The sequence below is a fragment of the Streptomonospora sp. PA3 genome (assembly GCF_009728995.1).
GTDB lineage: Bacteria > Actinomycetota > Actinomycetes > Streptosporangiales > Streptosporangiaceae > Streptomonospora.
Window position 1 is genome coordinate 85,075 of sequence record NZ_VTZW01000009.1, and the last position, 19,797, is coordinate 104,871.

Below are 19,797 nucleotides of genomic sequence, written 5' to 3' on the forward strand. Positions count from 1 at the left end.
TGGCCCGATCACAGCCGGACTGGTGGGGTGACGATGACGGAACTCGAACTGGGCGAGGACGACGACGGCGGTGGCGACTTCGCGGCCGTCGCCTATCGCGAAGAGGAGTACTGGGACGTCTACCTGCTCCCGGTCGCACTCACTCAGGACTTCAAGGGCCTGCTGCACGCCCTGCGCCAGCAGCCCAGCATCAGCGGGGCGATCGGCATGCTGGCGATCGGCGACGACTTCTTCGTCATCGTGCGCGTCTACGGCGACGACGTGAGCCTGTTCCTGTCCGACGTCACGGCCTCGGTCGACTGGCAGGTGGCGCGCGACGTACTGGAGTACCTCGACATCGACGTGCCCGACGACGAGGACCTGGACCAGGTGCTTCCCGCCGGCGACATGTCGGTGCTCGCCGACCTCGGCCTGGACGAGATGGAGCTGGGCGCCCTCGCCGGCGACCTCGACCTGTACCCCGACGAGGTCCTCGCCAGCATCGCCGAACGCATCGGATTCCACCAGGCGTTCCAGCGTGCTGTGGACGCGATGGGGTAAGGACCCCACGGATCGAAGCATTGAGGCAGGCAGGCCCCCGGCCGGCCCGGCGCCCGCGAGAGAGGACGGGAGAGCGTGCGGTGTCGATCTTCTCAGCGGTCTTCTGCAGTGTCGCCGACGAGTGGACGGGCGTAGAGACCGAGCTTGACGACGCGGCCAGCATCGACGACGTCGCCGACACCATGCGCGACGTGTCGGGGGCCGCCGCCGACGGAACCATGGTCCTGCTGATGGAGGCCGACGACGAGTGGTTCGCCGTCGTCCGCGTCGAGGACCACTCCGACCCCCGGGTTTTCCTCTCCGACGTCCGGGTCGTGCACGAACACCCCCTCGCGGCGCTGCTGCTCGACAGCGGCGAGATCGAGGCCCCCGAGCCGGCCGAGGGGACCGGCCAGAAGCCCTATCCGCAGCCCGGCGGCGACACCGGCCTGCTGGACGACCTGGGCACCCCCGCCCGCGACCTGGTGTCGCTGACCACCACCGAAGGCATGCTGCCCGGAGACGTCCTCGCCGAGATCGCCGAACGCGCCGGATTCGGCGAGCCGCTTGAGGCCCTGCGGCTGTGACCGGAACGGGGGGCGATCCGGTCCCCATGGAGCGCGCGCGCATCGACGCGGCCCTGCGCCGGGCCCTGGAGGAAGGCCGCCGGACCGCCGGCAGCGGCGACGTGCCCGTGGGCGCCGTCGTCCTGGACGCCTCGGGCGAGGTCGTCGGCACCGGCCGCAACGAACGCGAAGCCGGCGGCGACCCCACCGCCCACGCCGAGATCCTGGCCCTGCGCGCGGCGGCCCGGCACCGCGGCGAGTGGCGGCTGACCGGCTGCACCCTGGCGGTGACCCTGGAGCCCTGCACGATGTGCGCCGGGGCCGTGGTCCTGGCCCGCGTCGCCCGCCTCGTCTACGGCGCCCGCGACCCCAAGGCGGGCGCGGTCGGCTCCCTGTGGGACGTGGTCCGCGACCCCCGCCTCAACCACCGCCCCGAGGTGGTCCCGCCCGACCTGGTCTCCCCCGAGGTCGCCGACGAGTGCGGAGCCGTTCTCACCGAGTTCTTCTCACTGCGCCGTATCCGGTAGAGTTACCCGCGGTGGAGTCGCCTAGTGGCCGATGGCGCTCGCCTCGAAAGCGAGTGTAGGGAGACCTACCGTGGGTTCGAATCCCACCTCCACCGCCAGCTTGCGGAGCCGGTCGCCCGAGGGTTCGGGGGCCGGCTCCTCGCGTGTGTAGGGGGCGGCCGCGGAGTCCGTGCTGCGGTGCGGCCGCAGCCGGGGCGCGGCGGTGTGCCGGCGGCCGGATGCGGCAACGAGGATCGCTGTCCGCGATCCGGGACGCCGATTACGATTGCTTCGACATCCCCCACATACCTGGAGACGCTCGTGACCCCCGGCGGCGTCGGTCCCGATGATCCCGATTCCCTGCGCGCAAGCGCGTGGGAGCGCACCCTCCTGTGGCGATGGCGGCACCCCATGGTGTTCGTGATCGGTTACTGCGTCGCAGTGTGCGTCGCAGCGGGAGCGCTTCTGGGAACGTTTTTCGTACCGGCCGTTTACGGAACACGCGGCGCGCCCCCGCTTGTCGAGTACTTGTGGATTCCGGGAGTCCTCTTCGGCGGGATCTTCGGTTTGCTGCTGGGCGTCGTCCTCGGTGCGTTCGCCAGGGATATGAACGCCCATCTTGCCGACGAGCTGCACCGGCATCCGTCGCGGCTGCTTGCCGCACGGCGGGCGTTGCAGCGCGGGGAGCTCACCGACGACGCGGAGGCGAACCGGATCGCGGCGACTTGGGCACGTCAGGTGAGGCGGATACCACATCCTCCTCGGCTGTTCCGGTGCATCTTCCTTGGGATGGCCGGGTTGGACGCCCTTTGCTTCGTATTCGCCGTCGGCGATGACCGCGTCGCGGGCATGGTGCTGTTCGGTTGGGGAGTGCTCTTCTTCTCGGTGATGGGCACGGTGGGCGTGGCGGCAGCCACGCGGTCTCGCCGCCGGGCGGAGCGTGTCGCGGCGTTGCAGGCAGCGGATGATTGGTGCAGCCGCGCGGGCGAGCGACTGCCCGGGACCACGCCGGCCGGTCCCGCCGTTCTGGACCCGCATGAGGCATCGAACGGTGCCTACCCCTCGCTCAAGGAGTGGTCATGACGGCCGACACGCGCGCCGCTGCGGCACTGCGCGAATCGCCGCTGGAGCGGATGCTGGTATCGCGGTGGACGGGAGCGCTGACATGGACGGCTTTCCTGAGTCTGACAACCGCGCCGGTGCTGGCGAGAATCCTCGGCAGAGCCGGCGAACTGCTGCGGATCGCGCTGGGAGCGGCCCTTCCGCCGGAGTCGGACTATGTGCTTGGCGGAATAGCGGGGATCGGGCTCTGCGCGTCGTTGGCGGCCGTGCGAGCAAGGCGGATCGGCCGCAGCACAGCGGGCGCCGAACCGTGGCGGAAGCGGGCCGCGCGGCTGGCTCTGCTGCGCGGGGAACTCGTCGACGACCCGGAGGCCAACCGAATCGCCGCGGGACTCGCACGGGCCACCGTGCGCGAGGGGTGGAGGCCGAGGCAGGCCCGAGTGCTTCAGGTCGGCCTCGGAATCTTCCTGCTGCTTCCGAGCGCCGTCGGGCTGGTCGTCGCCATCGCGCTCGGAAACGTCGCCAACATGCTCGAGTTCGCCAGGCTGACGGCCGTGCTGGCCTTCGCCGTCGGTGTCGCCATCCCCATGCTCGCGCGCTACCACCGCAACAGCGAGCGCGTCCTCGCCCTCTACGCCGCCGATGAACTCTCCACACGCCCCATCGTGCGGCTGCACCACCACTGAACACGGCCGCACGCCCCGCTGTCCGCCCAGTAGACTCCTTCCGCTCTCTGCGGAGGAGGCTCGCGTGCCCCGATACACGTCCCAGCGCTTCGCCCTGCTGTGCGCGCGCCGCCCGGTAGTGCCCTCGTGGCTCGCCGGCCTGTGCGGCGGCGCGTTGTACACCGCCGGTGCCGTCTCCGCGCTGCTGCTCGCGGACTGGCCGCTGCTTCCGAGGACGGTCTGGATCGCCGCCGTCGCGGTGGGCGCCGCCGTACTCGTGGTCTATGTCGGCGTCGTCTACCGGCGAGCGCTGCGTGACTCGGGAAGCGTCGTTCCGCCCGACACCGATCCGGCAGCGCTGTATGCGGCCGAGCGGGTCGTGCGCCGGGGCGAGTTCGGTCCGGACTCCGCCGTGAACCGCATCGCCGCGGAGTTGGCGGAGTACTGGCTCGCCCAATCTCGGCGGTTGCGCTCCGGTTTCGCGGCGGCGGGGATCCTCGCAGCGGGCCTGGGCGGATGGGCGTGCCTGGTCGCGCTCGGCGGCCGGGTCGCGGATGCGCTGCCCGCGGCGGGAGTAGCGGCCGCGAGCGCCTGCTACGTGTTCTTGGGCGTTCCGTGGGCGGCCCGGATTAGGAAAGGCGCCCAACGAATTGTCGTCATATCGGTGAAGCCCTTTCCCGACTTCGAGACTGCAGGAAACACCGTAACGGCACGCGATTCCCCGGCGGCGAGCCCGCCGCCGGGGTAGCCGCCCTTCTCAGGCCGCAGCAGGAGAGCGGCGGGAAGCGGCTTCGGCCAGGGTGCTGTGGATCGGCATCAGCCGGCCGATTCCGCAGATCTCCAGCACCCGCCGCACGTTGGGGTGCGGAGCCGCGACGCTGATCCGCTTGCCGCGCGCCTGCGCGCGGCGGCGGACGGTCAGCAGGGCGTGGACGCCCGACGAGTCGCAGAAGGTCGTCGCGGTCATGTCCACGATGAGGTCGCCGCCCTCGTCGAGCAGCCTGCACATGCGCTTCACCAGCACGTCGCGATTGTGGATGTCGATTTCAGCGGGCATGGCGGCGGTGGTGTACCGGTCGCCTGCCGGCACCGGTGAAGTGGATGCTGTCGGCATAAGGCTTCGTCCCTTTGCACCGAAGGCTGTGAGGAGGCCCTGGGCCGGACCGGGAGACCTCGGCGTTCGCCCCCATGTCTACCAACCGGCCTGCCAAGCCGGGGCAAACCGTCGTTATGGATCCGCCATTTACGCCATGTCCGACGTGATCCCTTTCTATTGTGTTTCGGACCGCATGTTTTTCACGTTTGCGGCGCGGAGCCGGGGGGCAGCGAAAGGGTGGGTCCGGAGGCGCGGCCCGAGGGTGCCCCCGCACACTCCAGCACGCAGCGGCGGGGACATCCGCCTAGGCGAGGTCCCAATGGGAGGGGACCGGAGCTTCCGGTCAGGTGATTATGAAACAACCTACGCAGATCGTCGCCAAGATCGACTACATCGGGCGCGGTGCCGTCGTCACCGTTCCGCAGAGCATCGAGCCGTGGCACACCCGCTGCCTGCGCGAGCAGCTGCTGTGGCTGCTCAACGAGCGCATCAGCGCGCTCGTGATCGACTTCACGCCGACCATCTCCTGCGCGGCGGAGATGTGCGGGGTGCTCGAACGCGTCCACACGCGCACCCAGGCCCGCGGCATCGAGCTTTCGCTGGTGATCGACACCGGCTCTCCCGCCGCCAGGGCGCTGGAGGACTCGGGGCTGCTCCGACTGCTGCCCACGCACACCGAGCGCGCCGATGCCGAGCGCCGACTCGTGGAGCCCGCCGCGGTGCAGGAGACCGCCGGCGAGCGGCAGACCTCCGGTGCGGTGCCTTCGCAGCGCGGACGCGGTACCGTCGCCCAGGCGTCCTGACGGGCGCTCTTCAGCAGCGGGCCGCGGTGGCCGAGCAGGCCGCCGCGGCCTTTTCGTGTCGACAAGCCGATCCGTCGGCACAGCGCCATGGTGATCAGCGGGTTCGGCGATCGGGCTGTCCAGCACAGCGGAACCACCGGGGCCGCGCTTGTCGACACGTCGACCGGTCGCCGAGTCGGCCGACCCGGGTCCGCCGGTGCGCGTGGTCCGTCGGCGGGCCCGGCCGAACATGGCCGCCGTTTCGCGGGTCCACATGATGGTGGGCGCATACCGGGCCTCGCTAAAGTCACCTCATGCACCCCCATTCCGGCCGGCACCCCCAACCCGCTCCCGGATCCCCCTACAGGCACCCCGGACAGGCCGCTCCATCGGAGGGGGCCAGCCCGCCCTCGACGAAGCGGCCGGAGCGGCGCGGATCCGGGTCGGCGGGCAAAGTCCTGGCCTGGCTCGGGATCGGCTGCGCCGGCGTGTTCGCGGTGGGAGTCATCGGCGGCGGGGTCGGCGGCGCCTATTACCTCGGCTGGTTCGAGACGGCCGACACCTACACCCGGCCACTCGACACCTGTGCGTTCACCGACACCGGCACCATGGCCGAGATCGCCCAGGAGGAGGACTTCTTCACCGACGAATCGACGCTCGGCCGGGGCAACGAGCGCGTGGAGTGCAGCTCGAACAACAGGGCCGACAGCCCGGGGAACCACGCGCAGGTGGTCAGCGAGGTGTTCTTGACCGTGCAGTCCGGCCTGGCCAAGGACAACGGCACCGAGCGGGCCCAGCGCCACGCGGCCTCGTTCGTCGAGCAGAACGGGCTGAGCGCGAGCCGGTGCCCGGGCGGCGGGCAGATCCACACCGGCTACGAAGGCCGCATCGGAACCGCCACCCACCTGGTCGGCAACCTGTTCGTGACCGCACAGGTCGAGCCGAGCCGGGTGGAAAGCGGCGGCCTGCCCGAATCCGAACTCGCCGCCGCTGCGGAGGAGCTGCTGTGCGGCAGCCTGGAGGGACTGCCGGAGAGCTCCTGAGCGCACCGCGGAACACCGTGCGGCGGCGCCCCGCACACACGAAGGCCCCGACCGCGCACCCGGTCGGGGCCTTCGTACTGCCTGCATAGAGGCGGCGGAGGATACGAGATTCGAACTCGTGAGGGGTTGCCCCCAACACGCTTTCCAAGCGTGCGCCCTAGGCCACTAGGCGAATCCTCCGCAGACAACTCTACAAGACTCGGCGGCGTGCTGTGACACGTCGATCCGCAGCGTGGGGCCTTCGCCCGGGTGAACGTGATCACCGCGCCGCGGCGGTTCGCCGGGGCGCCTTCGTCCGATACAGTGGAGGCAGACCCCTCGTGCGGCGTCACCTTATGAACCTCCCCAGGGCCGGAAGGCAGCAAGGATAAGTAAGCTCTGGCGGGTGCGCGGGGGGTCCTTTCTCTTTCCGGGAGGCCTTCCGCCCCCGCCTCTCCAGCGCCGCCCCGTGCGATCTGTCGCAGGTACAGGGTTGAATGGACTCGCGGACCCGGCCCGGGGGCGATCGGCGCCCCGGAACGGCCCGCTTCGTGCCGGTCTGCGGAGGGAGCAGTGAGCGCGCCGTGAGCATCGCGCTGTATCGCAAGTACCGCCCTGCGACGTTCGGCGAGGTCCGCGGGCAGGAGCACGTCACCGAACCGCTGCGCCAGGCGCTGCGCAACGGCCGTATCAACCACGCCTACCTCTTCAGCGGCCCCCGCGGCTGCGGCAAGACCTCCAGCGCCCGGATCCTGGCCCGTTCCCTCAACTGCGACCAGGGGCCCACCCCCGATCCCTGCGGCAGCTGCGAGGCCTGCGTGGCCCTGGCGCCCGACGGCCCCGGCAGCATCGACGTCATCGAGATCGACGCGGCCTCCCACGGCGGCGTCGACGACGCCCGCGACCTGCGCGAACGCGCCTTCTTCGCGCCGGTGAACTCGCGCTACAAGGTCTACATCATCGACGAGGCGCACATGGTGACCCGCGAGGGCTTCAACGCGCTGCTCAAGCTCGTCGAGGAGCCCCCGCCGCACCTGAAGTTCGTCTTCGCCACCACCGAGCCCGACAAGGTCATCGGCACCATCCGCTCGCGCACCCACCACTACCCGTTCCGGCTGATCCCGCCGAGCACCCTGCGCGAGCTGATGGAGGAGATCCTCACCGGCGAGGGCGTGCCCTTCGACCCCGCCGCATTGCCGCTGGTGGTGCGCGCCGGCGCGGGGTCGGCGCGCGACTCGCTGTCCATCCTCGACCAGCTGCTGGCCGGCTCCGACGAGAACGGCATCACCCGCGACGGCGCGGTGGCGCTGCTGGGCTACACCGACTCCAGCCTGCTCGGCGACATGGTCGACGCCCTGGGCGCCGCCGACGGCGCCGCGGTCTTCGGGCTGATCGACCGGGTGATGGAGGGCGGCCACGACCCGCGCCGTTTCACCGCCGACCTGCTGGAGCGCACCCGCGACCTGGTGGTGCTGGCCGCCGTGCCCGATGCCCTGGACAAAGGGCTGATCAACGTCGCGCCCGACGCCGTGGAGCGGATGCGCGAGCAGGCCGAGCGCCTCGGTCCGGCCCGGCTGACCAGGGCCGCCGACATCCTCAACCAGGGGCTGACCGAGATGCGCGGCGCCACCTCGCCGCGCCTGCTGCTGGAGCTGATGTGCGCGCGGATCGTGCTGCCGGGCTCCGCCTCCGGGGGCGACTCAGGTGCGCTGCTCGCACGTCTGGAGCAGCTGGAGCAGCGGATGGCCGCCGGGCCGCCCGCGGCCCCGGCGGTCTCGGCCGCTCCGCCGGTGCCTGCGGCGCCGGAGCACACGGCTTCGCCCCCGCAGCGCCCCGAACGGCCCGCCCCGGCCCCCGAGCCGGCGCCTGCGCCCGATCCGGCGGCCGAGCCCCGGCAGCGCCGGGCTCCGGCGCCCGCGGCCGGTTCGGCGGGCGACTGGGGCGAACCCGGCGGCGACGGTGCGTCGGCGCCGCAGCGCACCCCCGCCCCGGCGGCGCAGCAGGGCGGCGCCGGCACCGCCGATCTCGCCGCCATCCAGGCCTCCTGGGGGCAGATCATGGAGGCCGTCAAGGGCATCCGCCGGTTCACCTGGATGGTGCTCAGCGGCAGCGACGTCCGCCCCGTGGGTGTCGAGGGCAACCTGGTCCAGCTCGGGTTCACCCGGCCCAACGACGCCAAGGGGTTCTCCAACAGCGGCAGCGACCAGGTGGTCTCCCAGGCCGTGCGGCAGGTCCTCGGTGTCGAGGTCCGGGTGGCCGCCGTGCCGGCCAACGGGTCGGGACCCGCGGCGTCCTCGCCTCCCGCGCCTCCGCGCCCGCCTGCCGGGCCGCCCGCCGGAGAGCCGGCGGGGTGGGACACGCCTCCGGCTCCGCAGTCGCCGGAGGCGCCGGGATCCGACACCGCTGCGGGAGGCGGCGCCGATTCCGAGCCGACCGGACCGGCGGCTCCGCCGCAGGGCGGCGGCGCCGCGTCCGGCGACCCGCCGGGCCCCCCGGCGCTGCCGCACCAGCAGGAGCCGCCGCCCGACCCTTTCGAGAACGCGGCCGAGGCTCCGCCGCCGGAGACCGCGCCGGGCCCCGAGCCCTCGCCCGCCCCTGCGCCGCCCGCCCCCGCTCCTGCGCCGTCCGAGCCGGCCCCCTCAGCCGCGGACACCTCCTCGCCGGGGGCCGCCATCGGCGGCGCGAGGGCGGCCTCGGGGTTCGCGCTCATCGAGACCGAGCTCGGCGGCAAGATCATCAGCGAGATCGACCACACGGCCGACTGATTCCGCCGCGGCGGCGCCGTTCCGCCGCGTCCCTGCGCCGGGCGACAGGGGGATCTGTCGACATGTCGCCGGGCCGATCTGTCGACGCGCGGCCCCGGGGCCGCGCGTGCGGCGCGCGGCCCCGGGGCCGCGCGTGCGGCGCGCGGGCGCGGCCCGATCGCCCCGACCGGTGCGGGCGGGCACGCGGAACCGGGCGCATCGAGCGGATACGCTCGCAAGCACGGACAGCGCAGGCAAGGAGAGATGCAGTGAACCCTGGCGGCGGAATGGACATGCAGGCCCTCCTCCAGCAGGCCCAGCAGATGCAGCAGCAGCTGATGGAGGCCCAGCAGCAGCTCGACGAGGCCCAGGTCGAGGGAACCTCGGGCGGGGGACTGGTCAAGGTCACGGTGAACGGGCGCGGCTCGGTCGAGGACATCACCATCGATCCCCAGGCCATCGACCCCGCCGACGCCGAGGAGACCGCGCAGACCGTCGCGGACATGGTGCTGGCCGCCATCCGCGACGCCGAGTCCTCGGTGGAGGAGCTCCAGCAGGAGAAGATGGGCCCGCTCGCCGAAGGCCTGGGCGGCGGCGGCGGGATGCCCGGCGGCGGCATGCCCGGGCTTCCCGGCTTCTGACAGGGGCCGCCGGCCCCTTCGAGTACGACGGGACTCCGCCCGCGGGGCGCTCGCGGGCGGGCGCGCCGCCGGGCGCGGGCGTTCAGGCGCGCGCGTCGGCGCTGCTCAGCGAGAGGTCGGCAAGCCGTCCGTGCTCGTCGAAGGCGGCGCGCACCGTGCAGTCGGCGCGGGCCGCCTGCAGGGTCGCCGCATCGACCGCGGTCACCTGGAACCCGTGCCGCGACAGGTAGCCGCTGACCGCCGCGCGGTGGTCGTGCGGGAACACCTCGATGCCCTGCATGATCCGGCGGGGCAGGGTCGCCATGGTGCACTGGGCGCGTGGGACGGCGTCGTCGGCGATCATCATGGCCAGCTGCGCGCCGGTGCTCGCGGTCACGAGCCCGTAGCCGTACCCGGCGAGCACGCCGGTGGCGGCGAGGCACAGCCGCTCGGCGGCCATCCGGGGATCGGCGAACCCCGCCAGCTCCAGCCGGGGCTCCACCAGCTCGGGGATGCCGTGCTCCTCGCCGAGGCGGCGCAGGTCCAGCGAAGCCGCCAGGCGCGGCGAACCGGGCGGGTGCATGTAGGTGTTCGCCCAGGCCCACACCCAGCTGGAGTCGGTGCCGAAGGTCCCCAGCGGCGCCATCCGCACGGTCACCGCTCCCTGCCGGAAGGTGGACGCCTCGATGTCGACGTGCCATTCGTCCGGCGGCTGGTACGCGTTGTAGACCTCCGTCTGCTCCATCGCCCAGCCGGCGTAGGCCGCGCCCATCCGCTCCAGGCCGGGGCTGAACCACCGGCGGCCCTCGGGCGCCGTCTCGCTCATGTCTTCGTCCTCTCGCTCGGGTCCGCGTCGGAGTGCGCGCCAATGTAGCGGTCTGCGGCGGTCCGCCGGTGGCGGCGGCGCCGCCCGTTCTGGGCTACCGTGGGAGGCGCAGCGAAGACACACGTGGATGGGCTATGTACGAGGGCGCGGTTCAGAACCTGATCGACGAGCTCGGGCGGCTGCCCGGCGTCGGTCCCAAAAGCGCGCAGCGTATCGCCTTCCACCTGCTCGCCTCCGAGACCGCCGACGTCAGGCGCCTCGCCGACGCGCTGATCGAGGTCAAGGACCGGGTGCGGTTCTGCACCGTGTGCGGCAACGTCTCCGAGGAGAGCGAGTGCCGCATCTGCCGCGACGCCCGGCGCGACTCCGCTGTCATCTGCGTCGTCGAGGAGTCCAAGGACGTCGTCGCCATCGAGCGCACCCGCGAGTTCCGCGGCCGGTACCACGTGCTCGGCGGCGCGATCAGCCCCATCGAGGGCGTGGGCCCCGACGACCTGCGCATCAAGGAGCTGATGTCCCGGCTCTCCGACGGCCAGATCACCGAGCTGATCCTGGCCACCGACCCCAACCTGGAGGGCGAGGCCACCGCCACCTACCTGGCGCGGCTGGTCAAACCCATGGGCCTGAAAGTCACCCGGCTGGCCAGCGGCCTGCCCGTCGGCGGCGACCTGGAGTACGCCGACGAGGTCACGCTGGGACGGGCCTTCGAGGGCCGGCGGAGCCTGGAGTTTTAGCTCACACTCCGCGGCCGGGGCCCTGCCGGGGACGTTCAGCGGGGTGCGCGGTGTTTGCCGAGATGGCGGCACGACTTCGGCGCAACCATGAGTATTCGCCCGTTGAACGGGTACGTCCCCGCGCCGGTCCTGTGCGGCCCGCCGTCCGCCCAAGCCGAAGGCTTCGCAGGTGAGACGGCATGACGAACATCCCGCTAGCTACACTTTCCAGTTGATTACCGTGATCCCGAACCCTCAGGAGCAACGACCGTGGCTCTGATCGTGCAGAAGTACGGCGGGTCTTCCGTCGCCGATGCGGAAGCCATCAAGCGAGTGGCCCAGCGGATCGTCGCTCAGAAAAAGGCGGGTTACGACGTCGTCGTCGTGGTCTCGGCCATGGGCGACACCACCGACGAACTTCTCGACCTCGCCGAAAAGGTCTCGCCGCTGCCCCCCGGGCGCGAGCTGGACATGCTGCTGACCTCCGGTGAGCGGATGTCCATGGCCCTGGTCGCCATGGCCATCGGCAACCTCGGCTACGAGGCCCGCTCGTTCACCGGCTCCCAGGCCGGCGTCATCACCACGTCCATCCACGGCAACGCCAAGATCATCGATGTCACCCCCGGACGCATCCAAGAGGCGCTCGACGAGGGTTCGATCTGCATCGTCGCCGGCTTCCAGGGCGTGTCCGAAGACAGCAAGGACATCACCACCCTGGGGCGCGGCGGCTCCGACACCACGGCCGTCGCCCTGGCCGCGGCGCTGAACGCCGACGCCTGCGAGATCTACAGCGACGTCGACGGCGTCTTCACCGCCGATCCGCGGATCGTGCCCACGGCCCGGCGCATCCCCAAGATCTCCTACGAGGAGATGCTGGAGATGGCCGCGTGCGGCACCAAGATCCTGCACCTGCGCTGCGTGGAATACGCCCGGCGCTACGGAATTCCGCTGCACGTCCGCTCGTCGTTCAGTCAGAAGCCCGGTACCTGGGTCGTCTCAGAAGTTGAGGAATCCGAAGGCATGGAACAACCGATCATCTCCGGTGTCGCGCACGACCGGAGCGAGGCCAAGATCACGGTCGTGGGAGTCCCCGACAGGATCGGTGAGGCGGCGACGATCTTCTCGGTGCTCGCCGACGCCGAGATCAACATCGACATGATCGTGCAGAACGTGTCGGCCGCCTCCACCTCGCGCACCGACATCTCCTTCACCGTGCCGATGGACGCCGGGCAGACGGCGCTGGCCGCCCTGAAGAAGGTGCAGGACAAGGTCGGCTTCGAGTCGCTGCGCTACGACGACCAGATCGGCAAGGTCTCGCTGATCGGCGCCGGCATGCGCTCCTACCCGGGCGTCACCGCGCGGTTCTTCGACGCCATCGCGAAGTCGGGCACCAACATCGAGATGATCTCGACCTCGGAGATCCGCATCTCCGTGGTCGTGGAGCAGGACCAGGTCGACACGGCCGTGGCGGCGGCCCACTCCGAGTTCCAGCTCGACGCCGCGCAGGTCGAAGCCGTTGTGTACGGAGGTACCGGACGATGAGTGCACGCCGCCCCACCCTGGCCGTTGTCGGCGCCACGGGCGCCGTCGGCACCGTGATGCTGGACATCCTCTCCACCCGCGAGGACGTGTGGGGGGAGATCCGCCTCGTGGCCTCGCCGCGGTCGGCGGGCAAGCGCCTCACCGTCCGCGGTGAGGAGGTCGAGGTCCAGGCCCTGGCGCCGGAGGTCTTCGACGACGTCGACGTCGCCATGTTCGACGTCCCCGACGAGGTCTCCAAGGAGTGGGCGCCCGTCGCAGCCGAGCGCGGCGCGGTCGCCGTGGACAACTCCGGCGCGTTCCGCATGGACCCCGACGTGCCCCTGGTGGTGCCCGAGGTCAACGCCGATCAGACCCGCAACCGCCCGCGCGGCATCATCAGCAACCCCAACTGCACCACGCTGTCGATGATCGTGGCCATGGGCGCTCTGCACCGCGCCTACGGCCTGGCCGGGCTGGTGGTGGCCTCCTACCAGGCCGCATCGGGCGCCGGGCAGGAGGGCATCGACACCCTGCACGACCAGATCGAGAAGGCGGCCACCGACCGCACGCTGGGCAGCCGGGCCGGCGACGTCCGCGCCGCGGTGGGCGAGCTGGGTCCGTTCCCGGCGCCGCTGGCGATGAACGTCGTGCCCTGGGCCGGTTCGCTGAAGGAGGACGGCTACGCCTCCGAGGAGCTGAAGGTCCGCAACGAGTCGCGCAAGATCCTGGGCATGCCGGAGCTGCCGGTGTCGGCCACCTGCGTGCGGGTCCCGGTCGTCACCACCCACTCGCTGGTGGTGCACGCCACCTTCGACAGCGAGGTCAGCGCCGACGCCGCCCGCGAGGTGCTCTCCTCGGCCCCGGGCGTCGTCGTCCAGGACGACCCCGCTCGCGGCGAGTTCCCCACCCCGGCCGACGTGGTGGGCACCGACCCCACGTGGGTGGGCCGCATCCGCCGCTCGCTGGACGACCCGAAGTCGCTGGAGCTGTTCATGTGCGGCGACAACCTGCGCAAGGGCGCCGCGCTGAACACCGCCCAGATCGCCGAGGTCGTGGCCGCCGAGTTCTCCGCCTGATCACGGCCCGCCGCCCAGCGGCCGGGCGGTCCGCACGCCGGACCGCCCGGCCGTTCGCGTTTCGGCGGCCGCGGCCGCCTACCTGCGCGGCGAGCGCGCGAGGCTGAGGCGGTAGAGGAGCCGGCAGTGGTCGATCGAGCCCACCAGGTCGGAGGTCTCGACAGGGCGCCGGCCTTGGTAGTGGGTGCGCTCGACGACGAGCACCGGCAGTCCCGGTGCCAGGCGCAGCAGGCTGGACTCGGGTTCGCGCAGCGGGCGCACCCCCACCTCCTCCACCACCCGGTCGACGGTCACGCCCGCGGCGCCCAGCCGCTGCAGGACGCTGGTGCCCGGTTCGGCGTCGGCGGGCGTGCGCAGTGTCCCCTGGGTGAGGGCGGAGAGCTCCCAGGCGGTGTGCAGCGCCACGGGCACGTCGTCGGCCATGCCCAGGCAGCGGGTGCGGAAGAGCCGGACGCCGTCGCGCACCCCCAGCCGCCTTGCGATCAGTCCGCAGGCGATCTCGGTGCAGGTACCCAGGTCCTCGCGCTGCAGCGGGTCCACGCCCGACCCCGAGGAGCGGTCGGTGCGGGAGAACCGGTGGATCTGCGGAACCGACCGCACGTAGTAGCCCGACCCCGGCCGGGCCTCCACCAGCCCTTCGCTGACCAGCAGCCGCAGCGCGTGCCGGGAGACCTGCTCGCTGACCCCGTAGGTCCGGGCCAGCCGGGAGCGCGAGGGCAGCCGCGAGCCGGGTTCGAGCTCGCCGTTGAGGATGGGCCTGCGCAGCAGGTCGGCCACCCACAGGTAGCGCGGTTGCCCGCCCACGGCTACAACGCTCCCGGCGCCGCACCCTCCCGTTGTCCGGTGACTCTCAGCGCGAAGTCGAGCTCGGCCGCCATCTGCCGGATGCGCTCCTCGACGACGAACGAGCCGTGGCCGGCGTCGAAGCGGTAGATCTCGTGCGGCTTGCCGAGCTCGGCGAGGCGGGCGAGGTAGTTGTCGATCTGCCGGATGGGGCAGCGCGGGTCGTTCTCGCCGGCCAGCACCAGCACCGGCGCGCGCACATCGGCGGCGTAGGTGATGGGCGAGGACGCCCGGTACAGCTCGGGGACCTCCTCGGGCGAACCGCCGAACATCGACCTGTCGAACGCGCGCAGCGCCTCCATCTCGTCGGCGTAGGCGGCCTCGTAGTCGGCGATGGGCACGGCCGCGATGCCGGCGCTGAAGTCGCCGGGGCGGCGGCCCAGCGCCAGGAGGGCGAGGTAGCCGCCCCAGGAGCCGCCTTCGATCAGCAGCCGGCCGGGGTCGGCCAGTCCGCTGTCCACGGCCCAGTCGCGCACCGCCGCGATGTCCTCCAGTTCGGTGAGGCCCACCCGGCCTTCGAGCGCGTCGCGCCAGGCGGTGCCGTAGCCGGTCGAGCCGCGGTAGTTGACGCGCACGACCGCGAAGCCGTGGTCGACCCACGCGGCCACGTCGGGCAGGAACGAGTCGTAGTCCTGCAGCTGCGGACCTCCGTGGACGACGAAGACGGCCGGGTAGGGGCGCTCGCCCTCCTCGGGCAGCGAGACCAGCGCGTGGATCGTTCCGCCGGGGCCCTCGACGTGCACGTCCTGGACCGGTACCGAGGGCGGCGCCGAGGGGCCCTCGGGTTCGAGCACCACGGCTCCGGTGGTGTCGCGCACGACGGGCGGGTGCTTTGCGCTGGACCAGGAGTACTCGACTGTGCCGTCGGGGCGCGCGGAGGCGGCGGAGACCACCCCGGGAGGGACGTCCAGGGACGTGAGCGCGCCCGTGGCCAGGTCGTAGCGGTGCAGCAGCACGCGGGCGCGGTGCTCCTGGACGATCAGCAGCGCGGCGGCGTCGGGCGTCCACTCGGCCGACAGCTCGCCGGGCAGTCCGGTCTCGATCTCCTGCTGGGCGCCGGTGGCCGGGTCCCACACCAGCGGTTCGCGGCGGCCGCGGCGCTCGTGCAGCACCAGCAGCCGGTGTCCGCCGGGTTCGAAGGCGACCGGTGTGAGGTCCAGGCCGGGACCGTCCCACAGGTCGGCGACGGTCTCGGCGCCGATCGCGGCGGTGTCGGCGCCGGCGGCCCCGGTGTCGGGGAGCAGGCGCAGTACGCGTACCGCCATGTGCCGGCTGTCGCCGTGCTCGCTGTGCGCCAGCGCGAGCAGCGACCGGTCCTCGGAGAGGTCGGCCACCCAGCCCTCGCAGCGGTGGGCGTAGACGGTGCGGGCGGGGCCTCCGGCCGTTCCGGCGTGCGCGCTGAAGCCGGTGTCGGTGGAGCGGCCCACCACGGCGAAGCCGCCGGTACCCAGTGCCAGGCCGGCGATGTAGGAGGGGCCGAGGTCGGGCAGCGGGGTCTCGTCGGGGCCGTCGGGACCCGCCGTGAACGGTCGGCGCCGCCACATGCCGAACTCGTCGCCGTCGGTGTCGTCGAACCACCACACCCACGCGCCGCTCGGGTCGAGCGCACCGGTCTCCGTGCCGTTGGGGCGCTTGGTCAGCTGCCGCCGCTCGCCTGTCGCGCGGTTCCAGACGTGCAGTTCCCAGGTGCCGCTGCTGTTGCTGCGGAAAAGCGAGTGGTCGGGCGCCTCCCTCGCCCACGAGGGAAGACCGACCCTGCCCGCGCGGAACCGTTCCTGCCAACGCTCACCCATGATCTCCAGTAAAGCAGGCGTGATCCCCCTGATGTGCGCGAATCGATCAGGCGGGAGCGCGCTGGACCACCGGTTCCTCCGCGCGCGGCGGGTGAGGCGGTGTACTTGCGCTACGTACTGCGCTACTGCGGGAGGGCGGCGTCCAGGGGCTCCATCTCGACGCCGTCGGCCGCCAGCAGCCGGCGCACCAGGTCGGGATCGTAGTCGCCCAGGCCGGCGTCGTTCAGTACGACCATGTCGGTGGGGTGGGGCAGGATGTCCCGCGGGTGGAGCTGGCAGACTCCGGCGACCTCGGCGGGATCGGGGGCGAACCCTTCGGGCACGGTGCCGGCCTGCAGCGCCCGGTAGGCGTGCAGGCGCAGCCGGTAGGGCGCGCCGTCCTCCGCGCGGCCGCGGATGTCGTAGATCCCCGTCGGCGCCAGCGGCCCCGGGCGCACCCCCGACTCCTCGGCCGCCTCGCGGCGGGCGGCCTGCTCGGCGCTTTCTCCGGGGCCCACGCGCCCGCCGGGCAGCAGCCAGTGGCCCGCGTAGACGCCCCGGTTGGCCAGCACGAAGGTGAGGGTCCACTCCGGGCCGGGGACCATGGCGGCGGCGATCGCCACCGGGGCGGGGCCGGTCGAGGGGTGCGCGGAGGTCGTCATGCGTGCCTTCTCCTGGTCGGCGCTTTCTGCCTGGTGCCGGTCGCCCGGCCGCGTGCGGGGAACCAGCCTTGCGCATATGCGGTCGTCAGCGCCATCGGCGCGCCGGTTCGGCGGGGATCGGCGGCCGGGATCCGGGCCGCTCGGCCCCTCGCTCGAACCCGCGCCGACCTGCGCGGTTTCAAGCGGGCCGAAGGGGCGCGGTGCCGCCTGGACTGACGAGCGCGGGGAGCGAGGCCCTGAGCGGGCCGGAGGGGTGCGGCGCCGTCTGGACTGACGAGCGAGGGAGCGAGGAACGAGCGACTGAGCGAGGAGGGAAGACGGCGCGTCGAAGCACCCCGAAGGCCCGCGGAAAGCACGTGGAACCTGCACCGTCCGCGCATACAGCGGCGCCCGCCCCCGACGGGGACGGGCGCCGCTCCGGCCGGCCGGCGGCCGGGTCGCGATTCCTAGACGACGATCCGCATCGGGTTCTCCAGCACCTCGGCGAGGTCCTTGAGGAAGGCGGCCCCGACGGCGCCGTCGACGGCGCGGTGGTCCACGGAGAGCTCCAGCGCGATGGTGTTGCGGGCCACGACCTCGCCCTCGTGCACGACCGGCTGCTGCTTCATCGCCCCCACGGCCAGGATCGCCGCCTCCGGCGGGTTGATGACCGCCGAGAAGCTGTCCATCCCGTACATGCCGAGGTTGCTGACGCTGAAGGTGCCGCCGCTCATCTCCTGCGGCTTCAGCTTGCCCTCGCGGGCCCGGCCGGCGAGTTCGCGGCTGCGCTCGGCGATCTCCGAGAGCGCCATCTTGTCGGTGTCGTGCAGCACCGGGACGATCAGCCCGGCCTCAACGGCGACGGCGACGCCCACGTTGATGCGGCCGTGCTGCAGCAGCTTCTCGTCCACCCACGACCGGTTCACCTCGGGGTGGGTCCGCAGCGTCGTGGCGCAGGCCTTGACGATGAGGTCGTTGAAGCTGACCTTGGTGCCGGTCTCCTCCAACTGGGTGTTGATCTGGGCGCGGAACGCCTTGAGCGCCTCGGCGTCGATCGTCCGCCGCAGGTAGAAGTGCGGGGCCTCCTGCTTGCTCTGGGTGAGGCGGCGCGCGATCACCTTGCGTACGTTGCTCACCTGGAGTTCGGAGGAGGCGCGGCCGTCGTCGTAGGCCTCCTGGCCGGCGGGCGCCGCCGGTGCAGCCGCCTGGGGCGCGGCGGCCTGCGGAGCGGTGGCCGGTGCGGCCTCCGGCTCGGCCTGCTGCTGCTTGGCGGCGGCCTCGATGTCGGCGCGCACGATGCGGCCCTTGGGGCCCGAGCCGCTGATGGACTCGATGTCCAGGCCGTACTCGCGTGCGAGCCGGCGGGCCAGCGGGGAGCTGCGCGGGCGGGTGCCCGCGCTGCCGTCGGGGCCGGAGGGGGCGGGCTGCTCGGGGGCCGGGGCCTGGGCCGGCTGCTGCTCGGTGCCGCCGCCGGTTTCCGGGGCCGGTTCCCCTGCGGTCTCCTGCTCCTGCTCAGCGGGTGCCGACTCGCCGCCCGACTCCGGCGGGGCCGTGTCGGGGCTGTCGCCGATGTAGCCGATCACCGCGCCGATGGGGACGGTGTCGCCCTCGGAGACGGCCTGTTGGACCAGGTAGCCGTCCTCGTAGGCCTCGTACTCCATGACGGCCTTGTCGGTCTCGATCTCGACCAGGACGTCGCCGGAGGCGACCTTGTCGCCGACGTTCTTGACCCAGGAGCTGATGACGCCTTCCTCCATGGTGTCGGAGAGGCGCGGCATGTAGATCTCAGACATCGTGTGGTCCCCTTCACCCGACTCGCTTGCCGACAGCGCTCAGGGTCTCCTTGACGGCGGTGGTGATCGATTCGGCCGATGGGAGGGCTGCGTTCTCCAGCGGCTTGGCGTAGGGGAGCGGCACCTCGGCCATGGCGACCCGGCGCACCGGGGCGTCGAGGTAGTCGAAGGCGCCTTCCTGGATGGAGGCGGCGATCTCGGCGCCGATCCCGTAGGTCAGCCAGTCGTCCTCGGCGATCACCGCGCAGCCGGTCTTGCGCACCGAGTCGACGACGGTCTGCCTGTCGAGGGGGCGCAGGCTGCGCAGGTCGACGACCTCCACGCTGATGTCCTCCTCGGCCAGCTGCTCGGCGACCTGGCGCCCCACGGCGGCCATGCGGGAGTATCCGATGAGGGTGATGTCGCCGCCTTCGCGGGTGACGGCGGCGCGGCCGATCTCGGCGACCGACTCGTCGCCGTCGGGCACCTCGCCCTTGGAGTTGTACAGCCCCAGGTTCTCCAGGAGCATGACCGGGTCGTCGTCGCGGATGGCGGCGCGCAGCATCGCGGCCGCGTCGGCAGGGGTGCTGGGGGCGAGGACCTTCAGTCCGGGGACGAAGGCGTAGAACAGCTCGATGTTCTGCGAATGCGTGGCGCCGAGCTGCTGCCCGCCGCCGCCGGGGGTGCGGATGACCATCGGCACGCTGGTCTGGCCGCCGAACATCCCGTAGATCTTGGCGGCGTGGTTGATGATCTGGTCGATGGCGATCAGGGAGAAGTTGATCGTCATCAGCTCGACCACGGGGCGCAGCCCCATCATCGCCGCGCCCACGGCCGCGCCGACGAAGCCCTCCTCCGAGATCGGGGTGTCGCGCACGCGCTTCTCGCCGAACTCGTTGAGCAGCCCTTCGGTGATCTTGTAAGAGCCCTCGAAGAGGCCGATCTCCTCGCCCAGCAGCAGGACGTTGTCGTCCCGGAGCATCTCGGCCCGCAGCGTATCGCGCAGGGCCTGGCGGTAAGTGATCACAGACATGTACCCGCTCCTTGAGGT

20 protein-coding genes, 2 tRNA genes and 1 other RNA gene are annotated in these 19,797 nt (G+C 72.1%); 15 read left to right on the top strand and 8 right to left on the bottom strand.

Annotated elements, in window-relative coordinates; genetic code table 11:
* Positions 1-33: 33 nt before the first annotated feature.
* From FZ103_RS08685 to FZ103_RS08715, 7 genes are all read left to right on the top strand, one after another.
* Positions 34-540, top strand: coding sequence for a tRNA adenosine deaminase-associated protein (locus FZ103_RS08685; protein WP_156000879.1), 507 nt, complete (start codon positions 34-36; stop codon positions 538-540).
* 80 nt (positions 541-620) lie between these two features.
* Positions 621-1,106 (top strand): tRNA adenosine deaminase-associated protein, encoded by a 486-nt coding sequence (locus FZ103_RS08690; protein ID WP_186356036.1) that lies wholly within the window; start codon positions 621-623, stop codon positions 1,104-1,106.
* Between the two features lie 26 nt (positions 1,107-1,132).
* A complete protein-coding gene (locus tag FZ103_RS08695; RefSeq protein ID WP_156000882.1) occupies positions 1,133-1,612 on the top strand; it encodes a nucleoside deaminase in 480 nt (159 codons plus the stop codon).
* Between the two features lie 10 nt (positions 1,613-1,622).
* A tRNA-Ser gene (locus FZ103_RS08700) sits at positions 1,623-1,710 on the top strand.
* Positions 1,711-2,002: 292 nt separating this feature from the next.
* The gene (locus tag FZ103_RS08705) at positions 2,003-2,674 is read left to right on the top strand and encodes a hypothetical protein (protein WP_156000175.1); all 672 of its coding nucleotides are present in this window, start codon (positions 2,003-2,005) and stop codon (positions 2,672-2,674) included.
* The gene (locus tag FZ103_RS08710; RefSeq protein ID WP_156000176.1) at positions 2,671-3,339 is read left to right on the top strand and encodes a hypothetical protein; all 669 of its coding nucleotides are present in this window, start codon (positions 2,671-2,673) and stop codon (positions 3,337-3,339) included. Before FZ103_RS08705 ends, FZ103_RS08710 begins: the two co-directional genes overlap by 4 nt.
* A gap of 64 nt (positions 3,340-3,403) precedes the next feature.
* Positions 3,404-4,066: a hypothetical protein gene (locus FZ103_RS08715; RefSeq protein ID WP_156000177.1), complete on the top strand. Its 663-nt coding sequence runs from the start codon at positions 3,404-3,406 to the stop codon at positions 4,064-4,066.
* 9 nt (positions 4,067-4,075) lie between these two features.
* On the opposite strand, the gene FZ103_RS08720 is transcribed toward FZ103_RS08715, so the two are convergent.
* Positions 4,076-4,375: an STAS domain-containing protein gene (locus tag FZ103_RS08720; RefSeq protein ID WP_186356037.1), complete on the bottom strand. Its 300-nt coding sequence runs from the start codon at positions 4,373-4,375 to the stop codon at positions 4,076-4,078.
* 392 nt (positions 4,376-4,767) lie between these two features.
* Between FZ103_RS08720 and FZ103_RS08725 the strand changes: the two genes are divergently transcribed.
* Together FZ103_RS08725 and FZ103_RS08730 are read left to right on the top strand one after the other, a co-directional pair.
* Positions 4,768-5,217: a hypothetical protein gene (locus FZ103_RS08725; RefSeq protein WP_156000179.1), complete on the top strand. Its 450-nt coding sequence runs from the start codon at positions 4,768-4,770 to the stop codon at positions 5,215-5,217.
* A gap of 293 nt (positions 5,218-5,510) precedes the next feature.
* A complete protein-coding gene (locus FZ103_RS08730; protein ID WP_156000180.1) occupies positions 5,511-6,239 on the top strand; it encodes a hypothetical protein in 729 nt (242 codons plus the stop codon).
* Between the two features lie 95 nt (positions 6,240-6,334).
* On the opposite strand, the gene FZ103_RS08735 is transcribed toward FZ103_RS08730, so the two are convergent.
* A tRNA-Ser gene (locus tag FZ103_RS08735) sits at positions 6,335-6,419 on the bottom strand.
* A 129-nt stretch (positions 6,420-6,548) separates the two neighbouring features.
* Here FZ103_RS08735 and ffs point away from each other — a divergent pair.
* The 3 genes from ffs (at position 6,549) to FZ103_RS08750 (ending at position 9,603) form a co-directional block, all read left to right on the top strand.
* An RNA gene (gene ffs / locus FZ103_RS08740) (signal recognition particle sRNA small type) lies at positions 6,549-6,644 on the top strand.
* 158 nt (positions 6,645-6,802) lie between these two features.
* Entirely contained in the window at positions 6,803-8,983 is a 2,181-nt protein-coding gene (locus tag FZ103_RS08745) for a DNA polymerase III subunit gamma and tau (protein WP_186356038.1), read from the top strand.
* 266 nt (positions 8,984-9,249) lie between these two features.
* Entirely contained in the window at positions 9,250-9,603 is a 354-nt protein-coding gene (locus tag FZ103_RS08750) for a YbaB/EbfC family nucleoid-associated protein (RefSeq protein WP_156000884.1), read from the top strand.
* An 82-nt stretch (positions 9,604-9,685) separates the two neighbouring features.
* Here FZ103_RS08750 and FZ103_RS08755 read toward each other — a convergent pair whose 3' ends face one another.
* Complete coding sequence (locus FZ103_RS08755) at positions 9,686-10,408, bottom strand: DUF6882 domain-containing protein (protein ID WP_156000182.1); 723 nt, start codon at positions 10,406-10,408, stop codon at positions 9,686-9,688.
* 134 nt (positions 10,409-10,542) lie between these two features.
* Here FZ103_RS08755 and recR point away from each other — a divergent pair, with 134 nt between their 5' ends.
* The 3 genes from recR (at position 10,543) to FZ103_RS08770 (ending at position 13,718) form a co-directional block, all read left to right on the top strand.
* A complete protein-coding gene (gene recR, locus FZ103_RS08760) occupies positions 10,543-11,142 on the top strand; it encodes a recombination mediator RecR (protein WP_156000183.1) in 600 nt (199 codons plus the stop codon).
* A 249-nt stretch (positions 11,143-11,391) separates the two neighbouring features.
* Positions 11,392-12,663, top strand: a complete 1,272-nt coding sequence (locus tag FZ103_RS08765) for an aspartate kinase (protein ID WP_186356039.1) — start codon at positions 11,392-11,394, stop codon at positions 12,661-12,663.
* A complete protein-coding gene (locus FZ103_RS08770; RefSeq protein ID WP_156000184.1) occupies positions 12,660-13,718 on the top strand; it encodes an aspartate-semialdehyde dehydrogenase in 1,059 nt (352 codons plus the stop codon). The genes FZ103_RS08765 and FZ103_RS08770 overlap by 4 nt, the downstream gene beginning before the upstream one ends.
* 78 nt (positions 13,719-13,796) lie before the next feature.
* Here FZ103_RS08770 and FZ103_RS08775 read toward each other — a convergent pair whose 3' ends face one another.
* The 5 genes from FZ103_RS08775 to FZ103_RS08795 form a co-directional block, all read right to left on the bottom strand.
* Entirely contained in the window at positions 13,797-14,522 is a 726-nt protein-coding gene (locus tag FZ103_RS08775) for a GntR family transcriptional regulator (RefSeq protein WP_186356040.1), read from the bottom strand.
* Between the two features lie 2 nt (positions 14,523-14,524).
* Positions 14,525-16,354, bottom strand: a complete 1,830-nt coding sequence (locus FZ103_RS08780; protein WP_156000185.1) for a prolyl oligopeptidase family serine peptidase — start codon at positions 16,352-16,354, stop codon at positions 14,525-14,527.
* A gap of 122 nt (positions 16,355-16,476) precedes the next feature.
* Positions 16,477-16,995, bottom strand: a complete 519-nt coding sequence (locus FZ103_RS08785) for an NUDIX domain-containing protein (RefSeq protein ID WP_255429860.1) — start codon at positions 16,993-16,995, stop codon at positions 16,477-16,479.
* A gap of 446 nt (positions 16,996-17,441) precedes the next feature.
* Positions 17,442-18,767, bottom strand: a complete 1,326-nt coding sequence (locus FZ103_RS08790) for a dihydrolipoamide acetyltransferase family protein (RefSeq protein WP_156000186.1) — start codon at positions 18,765-18,767, stop codon at positions 17,442-17,444.
* A gap of 13 nt (positions 18,768-18,780) precedes the next feature.
* Positions 18,781-19,779, bottom strand: coding sequence for an alpha-ketoacid dehydrogenase subunit beta (locus tag FZ103_RS08795; protein ID WP_156000187.1), 999 nt, complete (start codon positions 19,777-19,779; stop codon positions 18,781-18,783).
* Between the last annotated feature and the right edge of the window lie 18 nt (positions 19,780-19,797).

Excerpts from the sequence above, each read along its gene's own strand:
- FZ103_RS08685 (WP_156000879.1), top strand. The coding sequence starts at position 34 with ATGACGGAACTCGAACTGGGCGAGGACGACGACGGCGGTGGCGACTTC.
- FZ103_RS08695 (WP_156000882.1), top strand. The coding sequence starts at position 1,133 with ATGGAGCGCGCGCGCATCGACGCGGCCCTGCGCCGGGCCCTGGAGGAA.
- FZ103_RS08705 (WP_156000175.1), top strand. The coding sequence starts at position 2,003 with ATGGTGTTCGTGATCGGTTACTGCGTCGCAGTGTGCGTCGCAGCGGGA.
- FZ103_RS08710 (WP_156000176.1), top strand. The coding sequence starts at position 2,671 with ATGACGGCCGACACGCGCGCCGCTGCGGCACTGCGCGAATCGCCGCTG.
- FZ103_RS08720 (WP_186356037.1), bottom strand. The coding sequence starts at position 4,375 with ATGCCCGCTGAAATCGACATCCACAATCGCGACGTGCTGGTGAAGCGC.
- FZ103_RS08725 (WP_156000179.1), top strand. The coding sequence starts at position 4,768 with ATGAAACAACCTACGCAGATCGTCGCCAAGATCGACTACATCGGGCGC.
- FZ103_RS08730 (WP_156000180.1), top strand. The coding sequence starts at position 5,511 with ATGCACCCCCATTCCGGCCGGCACCCCCAACCCGCTCCCGGATCCCCC.
- FZ103_RS08750 (WP_156000884.1), top strand. The coding sequence starts at position 9,250 with ATGGACATGCAGGCCCTCCTCCAGCAGGCCCAGCAGATGCAGCAGCAG.
- FZ103_RS08755 (WP_156000182.1), bottom strand. The coding sequence starts at position 10,408 with ATGAGCGAGACGGCGCCCGAGGGCCGCCGGTGGTTCAGCCCCGGCCTG.
- recR (WP_156000183.1), top strand. The coding sequence starts at position 10,543 with ATGTACGAGGGCGCGGTTCAGAACCTGATCGACGAGCTCGGGCGGCTG.
- FZ103_RS08770 (WP_156000184.1), top strand. The coding sequence starts at position 12,660 with ATGAGTGCACGCCGCCCCACCCTGGCCGTTGTCGGCGCCACGGGCGCC.
- FZ103_RS08780 (WP_156000185.1), bottom strand. The coding sequence starts at position 16,354 with ATGGGTGAGCGTTGGCAGGAACGGTTCCGCGCGGGCAGGGTCGGTCTT.
- FZ103_RS08785 (WP_255429860.1), bottom strand. The coding sequence starts at position 16,995 with ATGACGACCTCCGCGCACCCCTCGACCGGCCCCGCCCCGGTGGCGATC.
- FZ103_RS08790 (WP_156000186.1), bottom strand. The coding sequence starts at position 18,767 with ATGTCTGAGATCTACATGCCGCGCCTCTCCGACACCATGGAGGAAGGC.
- FZ103_RS08795 (WP_156000187.1), bottom strand. The coding sequence starts at position 19,779 with ATGTCTGTGATCACTTACCGCCAGGCCCTGCGCGATACGCTGCGGGCC.